Genomic DNA, 2788 nt, shown 5'->3' on the forward strand with positions numbered 1-2788 from the left:
GCTCGGCGGCGGGGCGCCGCCGAGCCGACCGAGAAGGAGAAGCCGCCCGCCGGGGATTCCGGTGGAGGCGGCGGGGCGCCGCCGCCCACCCAGAAGGCCCCCGAGAAGAAGCCCGCCCTGGTACCGGCCACGAACATCCTGCTGCGCAACACCACCACCAAGATGTGCGCCGACATCCCCGGACGCGAGAAGGGGCAGCTCAACGGGCACGTCAACCAGGCCACCTGCAACGAGACGGGCGACAACCAGAACTGGAACCTGGAGGTGACCCTGCCCAAGGGCGGCCCGGGCGGTGAGCCGCTGTTCCTGATCCGCAACGTCAAGGACCAGCTGTGCATGGACCTGCCCGACTTCGGGGCCCAGCCGATCCGGACCGGTATCTCCGAGTTCACCTGCGACGGCACCCTCGCCGACAACCAGCTGTGGTGGATCCAGAAGCAGGACAGCGGCGCGTACTGGATCCGCAACTTCGCCAGCAACAACAAGTGCCTGGACGTGGGCGGTTACAGCGACGGCGGTGTCGGCACCCGGCTGACGCTCTTCGACTGCTCCCACACGGACGACCAGGAGTGGCAGGTCGTCCGCCCGGGCGAGGGCTGAACCGTCCGGCCGGGGGGCCGGGTCACCAGCCGTGCTCCCCCGGCACCAGCCGGCCCGACTTGCGGTACTCGCGGCGGGCGCCCTCCAGCAGGTCGGCCGCGCCGACCTCGTCCCCGCGCCCGGCGGCCAGGTACGCGGCGGAGACCACCGCGCTGCGGATCGACCCGCCGGCCATCTCGAAGTCCCGTGCCAGCGGGGCGAGATCGATGGCGTCGGTGTGCGGGACGTGGGCCAGGCCGTGCCGCCACAGCGCCAGACGCTGCCCGGCGTCCGGGAACGGGAAGTCGACCACCAGGTCGAGGCGCCGGGTGAACGCCTCGTCGATGTTGGCGCGCAGGTTGGTGGTGAGCAGCGCGATGCCGTCGAAGGACTCCAGGCGCTGGAGCAGATAGGCGCTTTCCATGTTGGCGTACCGGTCGTGCGCGTCCTTCACCTCGGAGCGCTTGCCGAAGACGGCGTCGGCCTCGTCGAAGAGGAGGACGGCGTCGGTGCGGTCGGCTTCGGTGAAGACGCGTTCCAGGTTCTTCTCGGTCTCGCCGACGTACTTGTCGACGACCGACGACAGCTGGAGGACGTAGAGGTCGAGGCCGAGGTCGGCCGCGACCACCTCCGCCGACAGTGTCTTGCCGGTGCCGGACTCGCCCGCGAACAGCCCCAGGACCCCCCGGCCGCGTCCGCCGCCGGCGCTGAGCCGCCAGTCGCCCAGCACGCGGTCGCGGTGGCGGGCGCGCAGGGCGAGTTCGCGCAGCTGGGTGAGGGGGCCCTCGGGCAGCACCAGGTCGCGCCAGTCCACGGCGGGCCGGATCCGCCGCGCGTGCCGCTCCAGGCCGGATGCCGACTGGCGGCGGGCGGCGCGGCGCACATGGGCGGCGGTCACCGGGGTGCCCTCGAAGGCCGCGAGGGCGCGGGCGGCGTGTGCGGCGCGCTGGACGCGGTCGCCGCCGAGCCGGTAGGGGGCGACGGTGGCGGCCAGGTCGAGTCCGTCGGCGTCCGCGCCCAGCGCGGCCCACCAGGCGGACGTCCCGCCGGCGAGGCGGGCGGGAGCCTCCAGGACCAGCGGGTCGTGCGGGGCCCAGTGCGGGTCGTAGGGGCGGGGGTCCGTCAGCAGTACGGTCACGTCCTGCGCGGCGGTCAGCTTCCGCACCAGCGGGCCGGGGTGCTCGGGCAGGCCCGCCACGACCACGGCTCGACCGCTCAGGCGCGCCTCGCGCAGCAGCTCGGGAACGTGCTCCCCCGGCTCGTCACAGCGCAGCGCGTCCAGGCCCGCAGCGCGCAGGACGGTGGCGAGCGCGGCCGGGCCGTCGCCCTCCCGGGTTTCACGCAGATAGGCGGTGAGCGGGCCGCAGCGCAGGCGGGCGGCCAGCCGGTCCGTGAAGTCCTCGGTGCCGGGGGCGGCGGGCAGTGGCTCCGGCATCGGGTGGAGCCGGTCGAGCAGGGCGGCGTCCGGGGTGTCGTCGCCGAGGAGGTGGCCGACGACGCGGTCGGGTACGCGCAACGCCCGGCTGAGGAAGGGCCGTTCACCGTCCTCGTCCCGCAGCAGCCCGAGGGCGCGCAGCGGCGCCGAGGCGTGCAGACGGGCGCGGGCCCGCGCGGCGTACGCGGGCAGCCCGCACAGGTCGAGGGCCAGGCCGATGGTGGCGCGGCGCCGGCTCACATCGTCGTTGAGGTAGCCGTACAGCGCCTCGAAGGTGCGGTCGACGTCCGGGGCGAGGGCGATGAGCAGGACGGCGGTGTCCCACTCGGTCAGCCCCAGCCGCTCGGTCAGGCGCGCCAACCGGTCGCCGGGGCCGTGGTCCGCGTCCGCCGGCCGCAAAGCTGGGGCGGTGCCGTCGGCGGGCGGCCAGGTGTGCAGCAGGTGGCGCACCGCCTCCTCGGACAGGAAGAGGCCGCGCAGCGGATCACCGGCGGTGGGGTCGTCGGCGGCGCGGTGCTCGACCAGGGCGCTCACCCGCTCCCGCAGGACGGCGAGACGGGCGAGCAGCGCGTCGGCGGGGTCGGCGTGGGGCCGCGGGACGAGGCGGATCGCTGCCGGTGTGCCGGTGTAGGGGGCGTTCACCTGGGGTCCTCGGGTGCGGTGGCCGTGCGGGCGGCGCGGGCGGCGGCCACCTGGTGCGGCCGGTGGGAGCGTTCGGACGACTGGGGCGGTGCGTCCCGCGGGCCGCGCAGCCGGACCGTCGCCCCTTCGGTG

Annotated in this window: 2 protein-coding genes; one reads left to right on the forward strand and one right to left on the reverse strand. The window is 75.2% G+C overall.

The genetic code is table 11. From position 1 onward, the window contains the following. Positions 1 to 600: RICIN domain-containing protein (locus tag ACJA3G_RS34510; protein ID WP_406556977.1), on the forward strand; the 600-nt coding region annotated here is incomplete at its 5' end. 22 nt (positions 601 to 622) lie between these two features. On the opposite strand, the gene ACJA3G_RS34515 is transcribed toward ACJA3G_RS34510, so the two are convergent. After that, complete coding sequence (locus ACJA3G_RS34515; protein ID WP_406556978.1) at positions 623 to 2623, reverse strand: ATP-binding protein; 2001 nt, start codon at positions 2621 to 2623, stop codon at positions 623 to 625. Between the last annotated feature and the right edge of the window lie 165 nt (positions 2624 to 2788).

It is taken from the genome of Streptomyces sp. YS-3, assembly GCF_045257485.1.
In the GTDB taxonomy this organism is placed as follows: Bacteria; Actinomycetota; Actinomycetes; order Streptomycetales; family Streptomycetaceae; genus Streptomyces.